An 18,235-nucleotide genomic window follows, 5' to 3' on the forward strand; every position below is an offset into this window, starting at 1 on the left:
CAGGTTTGGAGAACGTCCGGATTATGCTGAGAAACGCGCCATGGGCCTGAACATCTTCGTCCTGACCGGCGCCGGGATCTCGGCCGAAAGCGGCCTGGGCACGTTCCGCGACACCAGCGGGATCTGGACCCGGTACGACCTTTCGGAGGTGGCCACGCCCGAGGGCTTCGCCCGCGATCCGGCCAAGGTCCGGGCCTTCTACAACGCCCGCCGAGCCAATCTGGCGGGCGCGACGCCCAACGCCGCGCACCTGGCCCTGGCCCGGCTTCAGAAGGGCTTGGCCGCGCGCGGCGGACGCCTGTTCCTGTGCACCCAGAACGTCGACGACCTGCACGAGCAGGGCGGCTGCGCCGATGTGGTCCACATGCACGGCCAGCTGGGGGTCACGCGCTGCCACGCCTGCGGAACGACCTGGCCGGACGCCGAGCCCCTGAGCGGTGAAACCGCCTGCGGCCGCTGCGGCGAAACCGGAACGGCTCGGCCGCACGTGGTCTGGTTCGGCGAGACGCCGCTGTTCATGGACGCGATCGAGGACGCCTTGGAGGACAGCGACCTGTTCGTGGCGATCGGCACGTCTGGCGCGGTCTATCCGGCCGCCGGCTTCGTGGCCCAGGCCCGGCGGCTGGGGATCCGCACCTGCGAGCTGAACCTGGAGCCCTCCGACAACGCGCGGGCCTTCGACGAGCGCCGCTACGGCCCCGCGACGCAAGTCGTGCCGGCCTGGGTGGACGAGGTGCTGGGCGGGTAGACGCGGCTAACCTTCCAGCCCCGCCAGCACCTTGGGGTCCTTCTTGGCCAGTTCGACGATCCGCTCGATCAGGGCGTCGCGGCTCTCCAGCGCCAGGCCGTCGCGCAGGCGGGCCAGGCGGTCGCGGACATAGCCCCGGCCGGTCGCGTCCAGCAGGTTGGCCGCCGCCACCAGCGCCGCCTGGTGCTTGCAGGCCCCGAACTTGTCGAAGCCGGGACAGGTGCAGGCGCCCTCGCCGGCCGGCGCGCGCAGGGTGACGACATAGAGGTCGCCGGCGCTGCCGGTGACGTGGCCGGTGACGACGTCGTCCTCGATCGCCACCAGGTCGACGGCCCCGGCCTCGGCCATGGCCGCGCCGCTCTCGAACCAGCGCTCGTCCATGCGGCCGCGCCAGGCATCGGCGTCGAACAGGCGGTCGGCGTGGCTCATGCGTCGTCCTCGATGCGGTGGATGTCGTCGTCGGACAGGCCGAAATGGTGGCCGATCTCGTGGACCAGCACGTGGGCGATCAGCTCGCCCAGGGTGACGTCGCCGCGCTCGCACCATTCGTCCAGGATCGGCCGGCGGTACAGGAACACCATCGACGGCTGCGGCGAGGGGTCCAGGATCGAGCGGCGGCCAAGGTCCACGCCCTGGTAGAGGCCGGTCAGCTCGAACGGATCCTCGATGCCCAGCTCGTCCAGCACCTCGTCGGCGGCGAAGTCGTCGATCCGGAACACCACGTCGCCGGTCTGGCGGCGGAAGTCGGCGGGCAGGTCGTCGAAGGCCTTGCGCGCCAGGACGGCGAAGTCGTCCAGCGACGGGGCCAGCGCCGAGGCGGGTCGGTCGATCCAGGTCATGGTCGGTACATAGGCCGGAGGAGACGCGCCGGAAAGGCGCCGCGACGGCGCAGCTCATCGCGCTCTGGCCACGCGCGGCCTAATCTGTGAATCTGATTCGCTAACCACGTCCGCAGCCCGGGGGCCGACGACAAGCCTGATGACCTCGTCCGACTTGATCCTGGCCGCGACGGCCGGCGCGGTCTGCCTCGCCCTCTGCGCCACCCTGTGGGCGATGTCGCAGCGACGGCGGTTCGAGGATCACCTTGCCCGCCTGAAGACCCGCGCCGCGACGCTGGAGACGCGGCTGATGGACAGCCAGGGCGCGGCCGAGGCCTTCGAGACGGCGGTGGTCGTCCTGCACGACGACGGCGTCGACCTGGTGTCGGGCCAGGACGCCCTGGCCGCCTGCGCCGAAATTCTCGACGTTCCCGCCGACGCCCAGGCCGTGGTCGTGGCCTTGACCGAGGCCGATCCGTCCCACGCCCACAAGCTGAAGGCCCTGTTCGAGCAGGGCGAGGCGTGCGCCTTCGAGACGCGCGGCGCGCGCGGCGGCGTGCTGGTCGAGGGCCGGGCGGCCGGGACCCGCGCCTGGCTGCGCCTGGCCGCAGCCGCCGCCGACGAGACCGGCCTGCCCGACGCCCAGCGCTTCGCCGCCTTCATGGACGGCTTGGTCGAGCCGGCCTGGATCTCGGGTGCCGACGGCGCGCCGGTCTGGGGCAACGCGGCCTATCTGCGCGTGGTCGGGGTCGAGACGGCCGCCGACGCGGCGCGCGACAACAAGTCGCTCGACCGGGCCGCCGACGCCCTGGCGATCGAGGCGGCCAAGGCCGGCGAGCTGCGCGAGCTGGTGCGCTGGGTGCCGCTGGACGGCCGCCGCCGCGCCCTGCGCTTCTCGGCCCAGCCGCTGGAGGGCGGCGGAGTCGGGGTGTTCAGCAGCGACGTCACCGAGGTCGAGGACATGCGCGACGCGCTGAAGAAGCACGTCGCCGCCCACGACGAGACCCTGAACCACATCGCCGACGGTGTGGCGATCTTCAGCGCCGGCCGGCGGCTGGCCTTCCACAACACCGCCTTCGCCGAGCTGTGGGGCCTGGAGCCGGCCTGGCTGGCCGAGCGCCCGACCCACGGCGAGGTGCTGGACCGCCTGCGCCAGCGCCGCCGCCTGCCCGAGACCGTCGACTACGCCAAATGGAAGGCCGCCGAGCTGGCGCGCTACGAGGACCTGGGCCCCCAGGCCGACGAGATGTGGGACCTGCCCGACGGCCGCACCCTGCGCGTCGTGCGCCAGCCCCACCCGCTGGGCGGCATGCTGCTGCTCTATTCCGACATCACCGGCGAGCTGCGGCTGAAGGCCCAGTACAACGCCCTGATCCAGGTGCAGCAGGCCACGCTGGACAAGCTGAACGACGCGGTGGCGGTGTTCGGCTCGGACGGCCGCCTGCGGCTGCACAACGAGGCCTTCGAGACCTTCTGGAACGTCTCGGCCCAGGCCCTGGAGGCGGCGGTCGACTTCGAGGGCGTGGTCGAGCTGTGCGTGCCGCGCCTGCACGATCTCAGCTTCTGGCGCGAGCTGAAGGGCCGGGTCGCCGATCCCGATCCGCAGATGCGCGCCCCGACCTCGGGCGAGACCCGCACCTCGGACAACCGCATCGTGGTCTACCAGAGCCGGCCGCTGCCGGACGGCGCGACCCTGATCGCCTTCGCCGACGTCACCGACACCCGCGCCCTGCAGAACGCCCTGGACGACCGCTCGGCGGCCCTGACCGAGGCCGAACGGCTCAAGCGCGACTTCGTCGGTAACGTCTCCTACGAGCTGCGCACGCCGCTGACGACGATCATCGGCTATTCGGAGCTGCTGGAGCGGGCCGACGGCCTGAGCGAGCGCAGTCGCGGGCACGTGGCCTCGGTGCGCGCCGCCGCCACCCAGCTGGCCCGCTCGATCGACGACGTGCTGGACATGGCCCAGATCGACGCCGGCGAGATGGCGCTGGAGATCGAGGACATCCGCGTGGCCGGCCTGCTGACCGACGCCCAGGAGCGCTCGCTGAAGGTCGCCCAGCTAGGCGGGGTGACGCTGTCGGTGGAATGCGACAAGGACGTCGGCCTGATCCGCGGCGACCACAAGCGCCTGTCGCAGATCCTGGACCACCTGATCGAGAACGCCCTTCGCCAGACGCCGCCGGACGGGGTGGTCACTCTGTCGGCGCGACGGGCCCTGGGCGAGGTGCGGCTGGACGTCTCGGACACCGGCCGGGGCGTGCCGTTCCACGTTCAGGCCCACATCTTCGACCGTTTCGTGGGCCGGGACCGCGGCGGCCCCGGCCTGGGCCTGGCCCTGGTCAAGGCGCTGGTCGAGCTGCACGGCGGCTGGGTGGCGCTGGAAAGCGAACCGGGCGCGGGCTCGACGTTCACGTGCCATTTGCCCGAGACGCAGCAGCCGGGGGCGGCGCAGCCGGAGTTCGGGTTTTAGAAAGTCCTCCCCCTGTGGGGGAGGTGTCGGCGAAGCCGACGGTGGGGGGAGTGATCGGAAGGCGACCGCACCTGGATCAACGATCCTAAAAACTCCCCCCACCGATCGCTGCGCGATCGCCTCCCCCACTGGGGGAGGAATTTAGTGCTGGCTTTCCGGCAGACGCACCACCAGCCCGTCCAGCGCGTCGCTCACCTTGATCTGGCACGACAGGCGCGAGTTCGGCTCGACGTTCTCGGCGAAGTCCAGCATCGACTCCTCCATGGCCGACTTGTCGCCGGTCTTGGACAGCCAGGCGTCGTCCACATAGACGTGGCAGGTGGCGCAGGCGCAGGCGCCGCCGCAATCGGCGTCGATGCCCGGCACGTTGTTCTTCACCGCGCCTTCCATGACCGTCAGGCCCGGCTTGACGTCGATGACGTGTTCTTCGCCGTCGTGCTCGATATAGGTGATCTTGGCCATGGGTCCCCTGGACTAGCTCTTGAACGGTCGTTTTACGCCGCGACGTCTTTCATGGAAATGGCGGTGTCCGCCAGCTTTTCGAGGCTGACGGGCGTGCGTCGGGCGATCAGCTGCTTGCCGGCCATGAACTCGGGCGGCGCGTTGACGGCTTCGACGGCCTGCACCAGGTCGCCCTTCAGGTGGAAGACGGCGAACCGGGCGGCGGCCACGTCGCCGCGCACCACCTGGCGGTCGGCGTCGAACGGCAGGCCGGCGATCTGCAGTTTCAGGTCGTACTGGTCGGACCAGAACCACGGGATCTCGTGCGGCGGCATCGGCCGGCCGGCGATGGCGGCGGCGGCCTGCTTGGCCTGCTCCAGGGCGTTGGGCACGCTTTCCAGGCGGAACTGGCGCCCGTAGGTCGGCAGCGGGCGGTGGGTCAGGTCGCCGATGGCGAACACGAACGGGTCGGCCGTGCGCGCCTCGATGTCGACGACCACGCCGTTGGTGCAGTCCAGCCCCGCGTCGCGGGCCAGCTCCTCGTTGGGGATCGCCCCCACCCCGACCAGGGCGACGTCGCAGGCGATCACCGTGCCGTCGGCCAGCCGCACGCCCGTCACATGGCCATCCTTCTCGTCGAAGCCCGCCACGCCCGCGTTGAGCACGAAGCTGACGCCGCGCGCGCCGTGATAGTCCTGGAAGAAGGTCGACAGGGTCTCGCAGGCCACCCGGGCCAGGACCCGCGGCTCGCGCTCGATGATCGTGGCGTGGCCGCCCAGGGCCGTGGCCGAGGCCGCCGCCTCCAGTCCCACATAGCCGCCGCCGACCACCGCCAGCCGCTTGCCGGGACCCAGGTGGCTCTTCAGGGCCTCGGCGTCGGCCGCCGTGCGCAGTGACAACACGCCAGTCAGATCGGCGCCAGGGATCGGCAGGGCCCGGGCCCGGGCCCCGGTGGCCAGGATCAGGTAGTCGTAGGGCAGGTGCTCGCCCGAGGCCAGGGTCACGGACTTGGCCCCGCGGTTGATCGAGACCACCGTCCCGCCCAGGCGCAGGGAGACGCCGGCCTCCTCGTACCAGCTGCTGGGCTTGAGCTGCAGGCTGTCGGCGTCGGCCTCGCCCTTCAGCCAGGCCTTGCTGAGCGGCGGGCGCTGGTAGGGCAGCAGGGGTTCGTCGCCGATCAGCACGATCGGGCCGGTGTGGCCGTACTGGCGAAGGAACGCCGCGGCCGAGCCGCCGGCATGGCCAGCGCCGACGATGACGACGCGGGCGCTCAGATCGCCGGTCCCTGGTTCACTCAACGCCAACATCCTCCCGTTCGAGCAAAGATGACGGCAGCGTCACCTTTTTGCAAGCCGATCGGCCTTGGGCTCGAAAGCCGGGTCCTATGCGACAGGATCCCGGCCTTCTACGGCGATTGGATGAGCCTCGTCCCGAGCCCGTCGAAGGACGAGGCGGAAAGCGTGTCGCCCTAGACGACGCGCTCCACCAGCATCTTCTTGATCTCGGCGATCGCCTTGGCCGGGTTCAGGCCCTTGGGGCAGACCTGGGCGCAGTTCATGATCGTGTGGCAGCGATAGAGCTTGAACGGGTCCTCGAGGTCGTCGAGGCGATCGCCCGTGGCTTCGTCGCGGCTGTCGATCAGCCAACGATAGGCGTGCAGCAGGGTGGCCGGGCCCAGGTACTTGTCGCCGTTCCACCAGTAGCTGGGGCACGAGGTCGAGCAGCAGGCGCACAGGATGCACTCGTAGAGGCCGTCCAGCTTGGAGCGGTCTTCCGGCGACTGCTTCCACTCGGTCTGCGGCTCGGGCGTGACGGTGTGCAGCCAGGGCTCGATCGAGGCGTACTGGGCGTAGAACAGCGTCAGGTCCGGGATCAGGTCCTTGACCACCGGCTGGCTGGGCAGCGGGCTGATCTGCACGGCCTTGCCGGGCGTGTCGGCGTGGCCGTGGGTGCAGGCCAGGGTGTTGCGGCCGCCGATGTTCATCGCGCACGAGCCGCAGACGCCCTCGCGGCACGAGCGGCGGAAGGCCAGCGTCGGGTCGATGGTGTTCTTGATGTACAGCAGCGCGTCCAGGACCATCGGGCCGCAGGCGTCGACATCCACCTCGTAGGTGTCCCAGCGCGGGTTGCGGCCGTCTTCCGGGTCGTAGCGATAGACCTTGAACGACCGCGTGTTCTTGGCGCCGGCGGGGGCGGGCCAGGTCTTGCCGTTCTGGACGGTGGAGTTCTTGGGGAGGGTGAGCTGAACCATCGATCGTACCCTCAGTACACGCGCTGCTTGGGCGGGATGTAGTCGATGTCTTTCGACATGGTGTAGCTGTGCACCGGCCGGAAATCGATCTTCACCTGGCCGGTGCCCTGGTCGAGCCAGGCCAGGGTGTGCTTCATCCAGTTGGCGTCGTCGCGCGTGGAGAAGTCCTCGCGGGCGTGGGCGCCGCGGCTTTCGGTGCGGTTGACCGCCCCGGCCACGGTGACGACGGCCTGGCCGATCAGGTTGTCGAACTCCAGGGTCTCCATCAGGTCGGTGTTCCACACCAGCCCGCGGTCGCTGACCTTGATGTCCTTGGCCTTGTCCCAGACCACGCCCAGGCGCTTGAGGCCGCCGTCCAGGGTCTCGCCGGTGCGGAACACCGCGGCGTCCTCCTGCATGGCCTTCTGCATCTCCAGACGCAGGGCCGCCGTCGGCTGGCCGCCGTTGGCGTTGCGGAAGCGGTCGAAGCGCGCCACGTGGGCGTCGGTCATGCTGTCCTTCAGCTCCGGCTGGGTGGCCATCGGCTTGAGGATCTCGGCGCAGCGCAGGGCGGCCGCGCGGCCGAACACCACCAGGTCGATCAGGCTGTTGGAGCCCAGGCGATTGGCGCCGTGCACCGAGACGCAGGCCGCCTCGCCCACGGCCATCAGGCCGGGGATCACCTGGTCGGGATTGTCGCCCGACTTGGTGACGACCTCGCCGTGATAGTTCGTGGGGATGCCGCCCATGTTGTAGTGGACGGTCGGCAGGACCGGGATCGGGGCCTTGGTCACGTCGACCCCGGCGAACACCTTGGCGGTCTCGGAGATGCCGGGCAGGCGCTCGTGCAGAATCTTCGGGTCCAGGTGGTCCAGGTGCAGGAAGATGTGGTCCTTGTTGGGACCCACGCCCCGGCCTTCGCGGATCTCGATGGTCATGGCCCGGCTGACCATGTCGCGCGGGGCTAGGTCCTTCACCGACGGGGCGTAGCGCTCCATGAAGCGCTCGCCTTCCGAATTGGTCAGGTAGCCGCCCTCGCCGCGGGCGCCCTCGGTGATCAGGCAGCCGGCGCCGTAGATGCCGGTGGGGTGGAACTGGACGAATTCCATGTCCTGCAGCGGCAGGCCGGCCCGCAGGGCCATGGCGTTGCCGTCGCCGGTGCAGGTATGGGCCGAGGTGGCCGAGAAGTAGGCGCGGCCGTAGCCGCCGGTGGCCAGGATGACCATCTGGGCCTGGAAGCGGTGCAGGGTGCCGTCGTCCAGCTTCCAGGCGGTGACGCCGCGGCAGACGCCGTCTTCCATGATCAGGTCGAGCGCGAAGTACTCGATGAAGAACTCGGTGTCGTGGGCCAGGGACTGGCCGTACATCGTGTGCAGCATGGCGTGACCGGTGCGGTCCGCCGCCGCGCAGGTGCGCTGGATCGGGCCCTCGCCGAAGTTCTTGGTCATGCCGCCGAAGGCGCGCTGGTAGATCTTGCCGTCGACGGTGCGCGAGAACGGCACGCCCCAGTGCTCCAGCTCATAGACCGCCGCCGGGGCGTTGCGGGTCAGGTACTCGATGGCGTCCTGGTCGCCCAGCCAGTCCGAGCCCTTGACGGTGTCGAACATGTGCCAGCGCCAGTCGTCCTGGCCCATGTTGCCCAGCGAGGCCGAGATCCCGCCCTGGGCGGCGACCGTGTGGCTGCGGGTCGGGAACACCTTGGTGACGCAGGCGGTCTTCAGCCCGGCCTGGGCGCAGCCGAGCGCGGCCCGCAGGCCCGAGCCGCCGGCGCCGACGACGACGACGTCGAACTTGTGGTCGATGAACTTGTAGGCCGACATCAGAGGGCTCCGGTGAAGGCGACCTTGAGGATCGCCACGACCCCAAGAGCGCCGCCGAGGACGCAGACGAAAAGATTGGCGAGGACCAGCACGGTCTTGGTCGTGAAGTCCGGGACGTAGTCCTCGATCACCACCTGCACCTGGCCCTTCAAGTGGATCAGGGCGACGACGATCAGCAGGCAGAGCAGGACGGTGTTGTGCGGGATGGCCACCCATTCGGCGGCGCCGTCGAAGCCCAGGGCCGCCAGGCGCAGGACCGCGAACAGGCCCCACAGGGCCAGCGGGACCAGGGCGATGCCCGACACGCGCTCGGTGATGAAATGGCCGACGCCGTGGTGCGAAGCGCCCAGGCCGCGAGCCCGGGACATCGGCGTGCGGTAGCGGGCGGAGGAGGAAGGACCGGCCATGATTCAGAGCGCTCCGGTTTGGGCGGCGATGACCCAGACGACGATCGCGCCGACCACAGCGAAGGCGATGGCCCCGGCGCCGGTCATGTCGGCGGTCTTCGGCGTGAAGCCCTTGCCGGCGTCCCAGAAGGTCTGACGCACGGTGTAGGCGATGTTGTAGAGCACGGCGACCGTCAGGCCGAACAGCACCAGCTTGCCGAGCGGCGAACCCAGGGCCCCGGTGTAGCAGGCATAGGCGTCTGGGCCCGAGGCCAGGGCCACGGCCCAACCGGCCAGCAGCAGCACGCCGACATAAAGGGCGAAGACCGTGGCCCGGTGCAGGATCGAGCAGGCCATGGTGATGTGCCAGCGCCAGACTTGCAGGTGCGGCGACAGGGGGCGGTCGGGAAGGCCCCCGCGGGTGTCGGTCATGGTTGCGTCCAACCCTTTGGCTTTGTGCGTTGCGGGATGCTTTTAAGCGCGACGTTGGGGGTGTCAACGCGGCCGCCCTTGTTGAGAAACGTTCTCAGGGCAGGCGCCGCGAGCGGGGCTGGCGGGTTCAGTGAAACAGGTTCAGCGCCGCGTGCTGCAGCAGCATGATGGTCTTGGCGTCGCGGATGGCGCCGTCGGCGACCATGGCCAGGGCCTCGTCGAGGGTCAGCTCCAGCACCTCGATGTCCTCGCCCTCGTCGGGATGACCGCCGCCGTCGCCGATCCGCATCGCCGCGTCGTATTCGGCCACGAAGAAGTGCAGGATCTCGGTGACCGATCCCGGGCTCATGAAGGCCTCGAAGACCTTGCTCACCGCGCCGAGCCGATAGCCCAGCTCCTCCTCGACCTCGGCGCGGATCCGCGCTTCCGGCTCGGCGTTGTCCAGCAGGCCGGCGGCGGCCTCGATCAGCAGGTCGTCATGGCCGTTGACGAAGGCCGGATAGCGGAACTGCTTGACCAGCAGCACGGTGCGATTGGCCAGATTGTAGGGCAGCAGCACCGCCCCGTTGCCACGGTCGTAGACTTCGCGGTGTTGCGTCTGCCAGGTGCCGTCGCGGCGCTTCCAGTCGAAGGTGGTCGTCTTCAGGACGTACCAGTTGTCCGAGAGCAGCCGGGTCTCGTGGACGCGGACGCGATCCTTGACGCTCATGATTCCTCCAACTGCTAGACAGAGCGACCACGCCACTCTTCGAACCATCCCCTCTTCCTCGTCATTCCCGCCCTTGTTTTTCAGACCGGGGACATGGCTGACGGGTGTTCGGGGACACCCTCCTCTCTCCTTTTGATGATGCCGAACGGGCAACGATGACTCTTAGCTGATCCTTGGGCGCCAACTGGTGGGAGGTAGCCGGCGCCACGCCCGTGAGACGCCAAAGACCAGCAGGATACGGCGTGGGCCAAGCAGATTTCCGATCTCTTCGGTGGTCGTGAGGAGATCAAGGATCGGGTTGGTTTATCCCTGAGGCGCAGAAGCTAGTCGGGAATACCTCGCTCAAACGGGGCGGCGTCGCCGGCTACGTCCAAGGGTCGATAGCAAAGACCGTAGCTTAGGTCGCGTCCATCGGGCCGAACAGATCAAGGCGGCGAGTTCTGGCCCTCCGAGCTGCATCGACCACGGTCTGTACACGCCGATCAAAGCGATGCTCTTTAAGCACCCGTTGCTGTCCAGCCCCGGCCAACCGCCAGACCGCCTCTGGATCCTCGAGCAGGGCGGCGACGCGCTCCAAACCAGCCGAGAGATCCTTCCAGCGATAGAGCAGGATTTCCCGATCTTCGACGAAATGCTCCGCCCACCAGGCGCCGTGGTCGGACGCCACGGCGGCGCCCGCGAGCATCGCCGTCAATGGGCGCTCATGAGAGCCCGCACCGAAGTTTGCGTTCACGTTGAGGACGAGTTTAGCGGTCCGCATCAGTCGCGAGACGTTGGGCAAGCTAGCCGCCCCGAGCAAGCGAAACGAGGGGAAATGGTCGAACCTGTCGCCATACCCGCCGCCGACGATGTGGAGGGGCAATCCCGCCGCTCCGGCAGCCTCAAGCAAAGCTAGACGGCGAACCTGGCGCACCTGCTCGTGGATTGTGGTCGCGAATTTTCGCGTCCGCTGCAGATGCGGATCGCTTGGGTCCAGGCCATGAGCGCGCAAGGAATGATCCATGGCGTCCAGGGCGGGGATGAACTCCGCCCCGAGCGCAATCTCCAAGGCGGTGTCAAAGAGGCTGCGCACCAAGCCCTGCTCGTGTGACCATGGCGGCCGTCCAGGTCCGTAATAGGTGCCCGCGAACAAAATTGGGATGGGGCGGCCATCGCTAAACTCTTCGGCGTCAAGCTCTGGTTTGGACGCTTCGCCAACCGCGCCGTGCGGTCCAAACGCCACGTCGGCGAAGCGATCTTGTCCGAACGTGGCGTTCACCGCTTCGACGTGGGTTGGATCGACGACCAGGAGCGCGGTTTCAGAAGCGGTCCGTTCCAAGCGTTCGAGATGGCTAAGGGGGTAGTCGACATGGTGCAGCACATGCGGCGCACCGAAGATTTGACCCAGGGAGCGACCGTCTTTGTCCCGCAGTTCCCCTAGCATTCCGACGGTGTAGATGAGCTCGGTTGGGCCCGCCGCGGCTTCTCGCCGAAGGGTCTCTTGGAGGTCTGGCTCCCCAAGAGCGTCGATCACGACGGACGCGTATCCTTCACGCTCGAAAGCGCCAGCCAACTCATCAACGAACACGCGGGTGGCGTCGTAATCCGACTGACCCTTGATGAAAACAGCCCGCACAAACTCTACTCCAAGCCACTACAACTCGAATACAATCTTAAGATACACGATACAAGGCTGTGCTGTTCGTGCGTATGAGTCGCGGCCGCGGGGAGGGACGCTCGGTTTCCCCTTCCTGGCGACGGCGAGCGCGCGTCTTGGTGAGGTTTCGCGCGTCGTCGGTAACTCGCTCTTGGTTCTGGCCAGCACCGCACGCAGGCCCGGCGGCCTGGAGCGGAACAGGGCGGTGCCCTGCAGCCAGCCACGCTCGAGAACGATAGCCGTCGCCCGTTTTCGAATTCAGGACGTGCATGAGGAGCGCCGCCAGCGTCTTCGCCAGCGGTGTCAGCGAGGCGTCCGTCAGAACCTGGAGCTGCGCGAGCTTCCCGGCGACGAAATTCTGAGACCCAGGAGTCGGCTCATGCCACCGCTCCGGCGCCCGGAGATAGTCGGATTGCGGGGCACGGAGGCGGCGGGACTATAGACTCGGTCCCGACCCAAGCTTCGTGAGCGGCGGGTCATTCGAACCCCGTTCGAGGTGGCGGCCTCGGCGGGGTTTTTCGTATGACCTGGAGGCTCCCCGGACCCTCGCCAGAACGCGTAAGGCGGACATTCTGCGGACAGGCGGAATGGAGGGGATCGCTTGAAACGCTCAATCCCTTATGGGGATTGGCGCACCCGACACGATTCGAACGTGTGACCTTTGCCTTCGGAGGGCAACGCTCTATCCAGCTGAGCTACGGGTGCTTCCGCCTTGCGGAAGCGCGGTCTTAGCCGAAAGGCCGCGTCGGCGCAAACGGGTCTTTCGGGCCGGTCTCAGCCTTTGGCCAGATAGACGAAGCGGACCACGAACAGCGCCGCCAGGACCAGCAGGAGCCAGTCGCCCCTACCGATCTTGCCGGTCAGCAGACGCAGGACCGCGTAGCTGGTGATGCCGAACGCCAGGCCGTTGGCGATCGAGAAGGTCAGGGGGATGGTGATCAGGGTCAGGAAAGCCGGGATCGCCACCGTCGGGTCGGCCCAGTCGACATCGACCAGCGAGCCGACCATCAGGGCGCCCACCAGGATCAGGGCGGGAGCCGTGGCGGCGGCCGGGATCGCCTGGACCAGCGGCGCGAAGAACAGGGTGGCCAGGAACAGCAGGCCGACCACCACCGCCGTCAGGCCGGTGCGGCCGCCCGCGGTCACGCCCGAGGCGCTCTCGATATAGCTGACCACCGTCGAGGTGCCCGCCGCCGCACCGACCATGGTCGCCGCCGAATCGGCCAGCAGGATGCGGTTCAGCCGCGGGATCGAGCCGTCGGGCGCCTGCAGGCCGGCCTTCTTGGTCACCGCCACCAGGGTGCCGACATTGTCGAACAGGTCGACGAACAGGAAGACGAAGATGATCTCCAGCATGGCCACCGCCATGCCGCCCTTCAGGTGAAAGGCGCCGGCCACGTCCATCTTGAACGCCGTGGCGGTCAGGTCGGCGAGGCTGGAGGTCCCCGGCGCGATCTTGGCCAGGCCCAGCGCCCAGCCGGCGGCGGCGGCCAGCAGGATGCCGATCAGGATCGCGCCCTTGACCCGCCAGGCCTGCAGCACGGCGATCAGCACCAGGCCCAGGATCGCCACCGCCGCAGTCGGGGTGGTCAGGTCGCCCAGGGCCACGGTGGTGGCCGGGCTGGCGACGATGATCCCCGCCTCCTTCAGGCCGATGAAGGCGATGAACAGCCCCACCCCGGCGGCGACGGCCGAGAACAGCGGCTTGGGGATGGCCGCGACGATCATCTGACGCACGCCCACCAGGGTCAGGACCAGGAAGGCCACGCCCGACAGGAAGACGCAGCCCAGGGCGGTCTCCCACGGCACGCCCATGCCCTTGACCACGGTGTAGGTGAAATAGGCGTTCAGCCCCATGCCGGGGGCCAGGGCCAGCGGGTAGTTGGCGATCAGCCCCATCAGGATCGAGCCGAAGCCGGCCGCCAGGCAGGTGGCGGCGGCCACGGCGGCCACCGGCATGCCGGCCTCGCCCAGGATCGCCGGATTGACCACCACGATATAGGCCATGGTCATGAAGGTCGTGACGCCGGCCAGCACCTCGGTGCGGATGTCGGTTCCCTGGGCCTTGAGGCCGAAGAGGCGTTCGAGCATGGGCTTAGCGGCTCCGGCCGGTCGGGGTGGCGGTGGGAAGGGTCGTGGCGTAACGGTCCCAGTGGGCGACGAGGTCGCGGGCGACCACGCCGCCGACGAGGAAGGTGGCCTCGAACCCGGCCTTCAGCCCCTCGCCGTGAAAGACATGCGGCAAGCTGGCCTGGCCCAGCGGCCCGCGCGAGTAGTTGCTGCCGGTGCGCAGCACCAGCACCCGGCGACGGTCGATCCTTCCGGACGCGGCGTGGGCGTCGAGCACGTCGAGGATCCCCTGGTCTTCGCAGTCGGTCATGGTGAAGGTTCCGGCCCCGTCGGTCCAGAGCTTCACCCAGTCATGGGCCCACTGGGTGCGGTGCGCGCCGTGCCAGAAACGCACAGTGCCCAGGGCGTCGCCCTGCAGCACGAACGGCGGCCTCTGCCCCTCGGCGTCGCCGGCGTACGGCGCGCGCAGGGCCTGAAGGCCCGGAGAATCCGGCAGGCCGACGTCGCGGGTCAGGCCGTAGGCCCAGTCGACCAGCCCCTTGTCCAAGCTCCAGACCATGGCGCTGGAGCCCGGGGCCTTGCCCTTCACGTTGGGGCGTTCGGCGTTGTCGGCATAGAGGCCGTAGGGCCAGTCGGCCGGCATGTCGCGTTCGTCGAGCTCGTAGATCGGGTCGGCGTCGACCACGTAGCGGGCCCAGGCGGCGCTGCCGACCGAGGCGACGGCGGGATCGACGCCGGCGATGCCGCTGACGATCCAGTAGGCCTTGGTCAGGTCGAACTGGTCCGACAGGATCAGGGCCGCCACGCTTTCCCGGGTCCGGCCGCGCATGTCGCTGACGATGGCCAGCACGCCGTCGTCGGAATAGCGGGCCACGTGGCGGACGCCGGGGATCTTGATCTCGTGCTTCAGCGGCCAGCCCTCGACCCAGGGCTGGAACTCGCCGGCCATGTCGCCGGTGTCGGCCCCGATCTCGAAGGTGGTGACGATCACCACCTTGACCGGCAGGCGCTTGGACGAGCCCGCCGCCTGGGCGCCGGCCAGGCCGAGGCCCAGGGCGAGCGCAAGCGCCAGGACGATCCGAAACCACAAATTACGCATACAAGCCCCACCGGAAATCCGGCGGTGAACCTCCACCGATGCGGCCCGCGACGCAATCGGGGATCGCCGGGAGCGTTGGCCCCGCCCTGCGCTGCCCACCCGCGAGGCGTCGGCGCCCGATCCTTGGCTCGGCGACGCGGGAGGCCTCGCCTCATGGCCGGCGCGGCGGCTAGGGTCGCCGGCGAATCGCCTTTCATCTCGAAAGCCCCCATGCGCCTTCTCCTGATCCTGCTGCTGGCCAGCGCGCCCCTCTTCGCCCAGGCCGCCGAGCCTCTGGATCCCGCCCCGCGCACGGCGGTGATCAGCGCCTTTCCGCCGGAGCTGGCGGCCCTGGAGGCGGCGACGGTCGACAAGCACGAATACGCCGCCGCCGGGACGCGGTTCGTCACCGGGACCCTGGAAGGCAAGCCCGTGGTGCTGTTCCTCAGCGGGATCAGCATGGTCAACGCCGCCATGACCACCCAGGGGGCCCTGGACCGGTTCAGGATCGAGCGAATCGTCTTTTCCGGCGTGGCCGGCGGGGCCGACCCGGCGCTGGAGGTCGGCGACGTGGTCGCCCCCGAGCGCTGGGTGCAGTCGTCGGAGATGGCCTATGCCCGCGAAGTCCCCGGCGGCTTCGCCCCGACCCCGGGCCTGACCGACGGCCGGACCAACTTCGGCATGATGTATCCGCGCGCCGTGACCGTGACCCGCGACAATGGCCAGCCCGAGGACCTGAAGGATTTTCCGGTCGACCCGGCCCTGCTGGACCTGGCCCGCCGCAGCGTCGCGGGCCTGACCCTGAAGCGTTGCGCCGCCGACCAGTGCCTGGCCAAGCCGCCCAAGGTGGTGGTCGGCGGGGTGGGGGGCTCGGGGCCGGTGTTCGTCGACAACGCCGCCTTCCGGCAATATGCCCACGACGTGTTCGGCGCCCGGGTGCTGGACATGGAAAGCGCCGCCGTCGCCCAGGTGGCCTACGTCAACCGCACGCCGTTCATCGCCTTCCGCAGCCTGTCGGACCTGGCCGGCGGCGACCCGGCCGGCAACCAGTTCCCGGTGTTCCTGAAGTTCGCGGCCGAGAACTCGGCGACGGTCGTCCGGGCGTTCGTCAAGGCGCTGCCTTAATTCCTCCCCCTGTGGGGGAGGTGTCGGCGAAGCCGACGGAGGGGGGAGTGATCCACCGCCTGCCCTATCCCCCCACCGGCCCATTCGGGCCGCCTCCCCCACAGGGGGAGGGCCTTTTAGGCAAGTTCAGGTCTTCAGCGGGTCTTTCGCGTTCGGATCGCCGTAGGTCAGCGACACGAACACGTCCTCCAGGTCCGGGTCCTCGGTGGCGATGTCCTTGATCTTCAGCCCCTCGGCGCGGACCGCCGCCAGCACCTGTTCGACGCTGGACTGGCCGGTGCGGTAGGAGACCGAGAAGGCCCCGGCCCCGCGCAGCCGGGTCTCGAACCCGGGCAGCAGCGGCGCGACGGTGACGGGCTCTTCGGGCGTGACCACCACGTTGCGGCTGTCCATCCGGCGCAGCAGGGTCGCGGTGGGCTCGCAGACCACCACCTCGCCGCGGTTGACGATGGCGATCTGGTCGCACAGCTCCTGGGCCTCTTCCAGGTAGTGGGTGGTCAGGACGATGGTCACGCCCAGCTGGTTCAGCCCGGTCACATATTGCCAGAGCTGGCGGCGCAGCTCGACGTCGACCCCGGCGGTGGGCTCGTCGAGGATCAGCACCGGCGGCTGGTGGACCATGGCCTTGGCCACCATCAGACGGCGCTTCATGCCGCCCGACAGCTGGCGGACATAGGCGTTGGCCTTGTCGCCCAGGCCCAGGGCGTTGAGCAGCTCGTCGGTGCGGCGCTCGTTCTTGGGCACGCCGTAGAAGCCGGCCTGCACCTCCAGCGACTCGCGGGGGGTGAAGAACACGTCGGCGGCCAGCTCCTGGGGCACCACGCCAATGGCGGCGCGGGCGTCGCGCGGTCGCTCGTCGATGTCGCGGTCCCAGATCCGCACCTTGCCCGAGCTCTTGCGGGTCAGGCCGGCCAGGATGTTGATGAAGGTCGACTTGCCCGCGCCGTTCGGCCCCAGCAGCCCGAAGATCGAGCCGCGCGGCACCTTCAGGTCGATGCCGTTCAGGGCCCTCTTTTCCGGCGCGGTCTTGGTGGCGGGATAGGTCTTGAACAGGCCTTCGGCTTCGATCGCGTAGGCGGGCAGGTCCATGGAGCGTCCAGATGCGCCGCTTTGCAGCGGTATTGGGAAACGAAGGGGCGCGCCTTCAATTGACGACGGCGCGATGGGTCGCATAGGTATGCCTGCATCGCCGCCACGCCAAGGCCGCGTCTGATTTTCAAGGGTTTCACGAACATGGCGCGCAAGGCCAAGTCCACCGCTCCCACCGCCATGGAGCCGACCACTGTCGAGGTCGGCGCCGGCCCCGCGCCCGAAACCGTCATGGTCCGCTCGCACCGCATCGCCTGCGACGGCGTCGGCGGCGCCCTGGGCCATCCGCGCGTCTGGCTGGAGATGGGCGCGGCCGGCTTCGTCGACTGCCCCTATTGCGACCGCCGTTTCGTGGCCTCGACCGCCGCCGGCCACGACGAGGACGAGCAGCTGGCCCCGGGGGTCTACGAAGGCTCCGGCGGCCACTAGGCGACCGCCGCGATGACCGACATCATTCCCGCGCTGCAGCGCGCCGAATCCCTGGCCAAGGCCTGGGAGGCCGCCGAATGGCCGCGCGAGGCCCCGGTGCTGCGGGCCATCGCCATGCCGTCCGACACCAATCCCGAGGGCGACATCTTCGGCGGCTGGCTGCTGTCGCAGATGGACCTGGCGGCGGCCTCGATCGCCTTCCACCGCGCGGCCGGCCGCTGCGCCACCATCGCCGTCGACGGCATGACCTTCCTCAGCCCGGTGTTCGTCGGCGACGAGGTCAGCCTGTTCGCCAAGGTCGTGCATGTGGGCCGCACCTCGCTGAAGGTCGAGGTCGAGGCCTGGCGCCGCCGCCGCGACGGCGAGCAGGCCCACAAGGTGACGCAAGGGGTGTTCACCTTCGTGGCCATCGGCGACGATCGCAAGCCGCGGCCCCTGCCTTAGGACCCAAGCGCTCCGCCCCCTCCGGGGGAGGACAGACCGCGAAGCGGTCAGGTGGGGGCAAGTATTAGCAGGCACGGTCTCTCGCCTCACGCGATCTCTCGCTGAGCGTATGGAAAGGGACGCGGAGCGCCGGACATCGTCCGGAGTGTTTGAGTAGTAACCGTTTTCGACGAAGCCCGATCGCTCCGCGCGGTCGTTATCCGGAAGCCCGCGGCGCTGAGCCCTGTTAGGGCCTCGCCGCCTTGAAGCCTCCGGCGGGCGGGCCAGGTCAACGAACCCCGGTCCCGGACCGCGAGCGCGTCACCGC

The 18,235-nt window shown here is 69.1% G+C and carries 18 protein-coding genes and 1 tRNA gene; 5 read left to right on the plus strand and 14 right to left on the minus strand.

Going from position 1 to position 18,235, the window contains the following annotated elements; translation table 11 throughout:
- The first annotated feature begins 40 nt into the window (after positions 1-40).
- Positions 41-748, plus strand: coding sequence for an NAD-dependent deacylase (locus J2X41_RS05435; protein ID WP_310080259.1), 708 nt, complete (start codon positions 41-43; stop codon positions 746-748).
- Between the two features lie 6 nt (positions 749-754).
- Here the strand turns inward: J2X41_RS05435 and J2X41_RS05440 are convergent, their stop codons facing one another.
- Together J2X41_RS05440 and J2X41_RS05445 are read right to left on the minus strand one after the other, a co-directional pair.
- Positions 755-1,177, minus strand: a complete 423-nt coding sequence (locus tag J2X41_RS05440) for an SWIM zinc finger family protein (protein ID WP_310080260.1) — start codon at positions 1,175-1,177, stop codon at positions 755-757.
- Positions 1,174-1,587, minus strand: a complete 414-nt coding sequence (locus J2X41_RS05445; RefSeq protein WP_310080261.1) for a metallopeptidase family protein — start codon at positions 1,585-1,587, stop codon at positions 1,174-1,176. Before J2X41_RS05445 ends, J2X41_RS05440 begins: the two co-directional genes overlap by 4 nt.
- A gap of 139 nt (positions 1,588-1,726) precedes the next feature.
- Between J2X41_RS05445 and J2X41_RS05450 the strand changes: the two genes are divergently transcribed.
- Positions 1,727-4,039 (plus strand): ATP-binding protein, encoded by a 2,313-nt coding sequence (locus J2X41_RS05450; protein ID WP_310080262.1) that lies wholly within the window; start codon positions 1,727-1,729, stop codon positions 4,037-4,039.
- Positions 4,040-4,180: 141 nt separating this feature from the next.
- On the opposite strand, the gene J2X41_RS05455 is transcribed toward J2X41_RS05450, so the two are convergent.
- The 11 genes from J2X41_RS05455 to J2X41_RS05505 form a co-directional block, all read right to left on the minus strand.
- Positions 4,181-4,501: a 2Fe-2S iron-sulfur cluster-binding protein gene (locus J2X41_RS05455; RefSeq protein WP_089930236.1), complete on the minus strand. Its 321-nt coding sequence runs from the start codon at positions 4,499-4,501 to the stop codon at positions 4,181-4,183.
- Positions 4,502-4,533: 32 nt separating this feature from the next.
- Positions 4,534-5,787 (minus strand): FAD-dependent oxidoreductase, encoded by a 1,254-nt coding sequence (locus tag J2X41_RS05460; protein ID WP_310080263.1) that lies wholly within the window; start codon positions 5,785-5,787, stop codon positions 4,534-4,536.
- 161 nt (positions 5,788-5,948) lie between these two features.
- Entirely contained in the window at positions 5,949-6,731 is a 783-nt protein-coding gene (locus J2X41_RS05465; RefSeq protein ID WP_310080265.1) for a succinate dehydrogenase iron-sulfur subunit, read from the minus strand.
- Positions 6,732-6,742: 11 nt separating this feature from the next.
- Positions 6,743-8,530, minus strand: coding sequence for a succinate dehydrogenase flavoprotein subunit (gene sdhA / locus J2X41_RS05470; protein ID WP_028039431.1), 1,788 nt, complete (start codon positions 8,528-8,530; stop codon positions 6,743-6,745).
- On the minus strand, positions 8,530-8,937 hold the full coding sequence (gene sdhD / locus J2X41_RS05475; protein WP_310080269.1) for a succinate dehydrogenase, hydrophobic membrane anchor protein: 408 nt from the start codon (positions 8,935-8,937) through the stop codon (positions 8,530-8,532). Before sdhD ends, sdhA begins: the two co-directional genes overlap by 1 nt.
- Before the next feature lie 3 nt (positions 8,938-8,940).
- Positions 8,941-9,348, minus strand: a complete 408-nt coding sequence (gene sdhC, locus J2X41_RS05480) for a succinate dehydrogenase, cytochrome b556 subunit (protein WP_310080271.1) — start codon at positions 9,346-9,348, stop codon at positions 8,941-8,943.
- A gap of 127 nt (positions 9,349-9,475) precedes the next feature.
- On the minus strand, positions 9,476-10,057 hold the full coding sequence (locus J2X41_RS05485) for an NUDIX domain-containing protein (protein ID WP_310080273.1): 582 nt from the start codon (positions 10,055-10,057) through the stop codon (positions 9,476-9,478).
- Between the two features lie 397 nt (positions 10,058-10,454).
- A complete protein-coding gene (locus J2X41_RS05490; protein ID WP_310080274.1) occupies positions 10,455-11,672 on the minus strand; it encodes a glycosyltransferase in 1,218 nt (405 codons plus the stop codon).
- 649 nt (positions 11,673-12,321) lie between these two features.
- A tRNA-Arg gene (locus J2X41_RS05495) sits at positions 12,322-12,398 on the minus strand.
- A gap of 69 nt (positions 12,399-12,467) precedes the next feature.
- Positions 12,468-13,784 (minus strand): NCS2 family permease, encoded by a 1,317-nt coding sequence (locus J2X41_RS05500; protein WP_310080276.1) that lies wholly within the window; start codon positions 13,782-13,784, stop codon positions 12,468-12,470.
- Between the two features lie 4 nt (positions 13,785-13,788).
- Complete coding sequence (locus J2X41_RS05505) at positions 13,789-14,862, minus strand: purine nucleoside permease (RefSeq protein ID WP_310080277.1); 1,074 nt, start codon at positions 14,860-14,862, stop codon at positions 13,789-13,791.
- A gap of 210 nt (positions 14,863-15,072) precedes the next feature.
- Here J2X41_RS05505 and J2X41_RS05510 point away from each other — a divergent pair, with 210 nt between their 5' ends.
- A complete protein-coding gene (locus J2X41_RS05510; RefSeq protein WP_310080278.1) occupies positions 15,073-15,966 on the plus strand; it encodes a 5'-methylthioadenosine/S-adenosylhomocysteine nucleosidase in 894 nt (297 codons plus the stop codon).
- A 126-nt stretch (positions 15,967-16,092) separates the two neighbouring features.
- On the opposite strand, the gene J2X41_RS05515 is transcribed toward J2X41_RS05510, so the two are convergent.
- On the minus strand, positions 16,093-17,055 hold the full coding sequence (locus J2X41_RS05515; RefSeq protein WP_310080279.1) for an ABC transporter ATP-binding protein: 963 nt from the start codon (positions 17,053-17,055) through the stop codon (positions 16,093-16,095).
- A gap of 144 nt (positions 17,056-17,199) precedes the next feature.
- On the opposite strand from J2X41_RS05515, the gene J2X41_RS05520 reads away from it, so the two are divergent.
- Entirely contained in the window at positions 17,200-17,484 is a 285-nt protein-coding gene (locus tag J2X41_RS05520; protein ID WP_082583849.1) for a zinc-finger domain-containing protein, read from the plus strand.
- Between the two features lie 12 nt (positions 17,485-17,496).
- On the plus strand, positions 17,497-17,928 hold the full coding sequence (locus J2X41_RS05525; RefSeq protein ID WP_310080280.1) for an acyl-CoA thioesterase: 432 nt from the start codon (positions 17,497-17,499) through the stop codon (positions 17,926-17,928).
- Positions 17,929-18,235 lie beyond the last annotated feature (307 nt).

Origin of the sequence: Caulobacter sp. BE254 (assembly GCF_031457295.1) — a bacterium.
Taxonomy (GTDB): Bacteria; Pseudomonadota; Alphaproteobacteria; order Caulobacterales; family Caulobacteraceae; genus Caulobacter.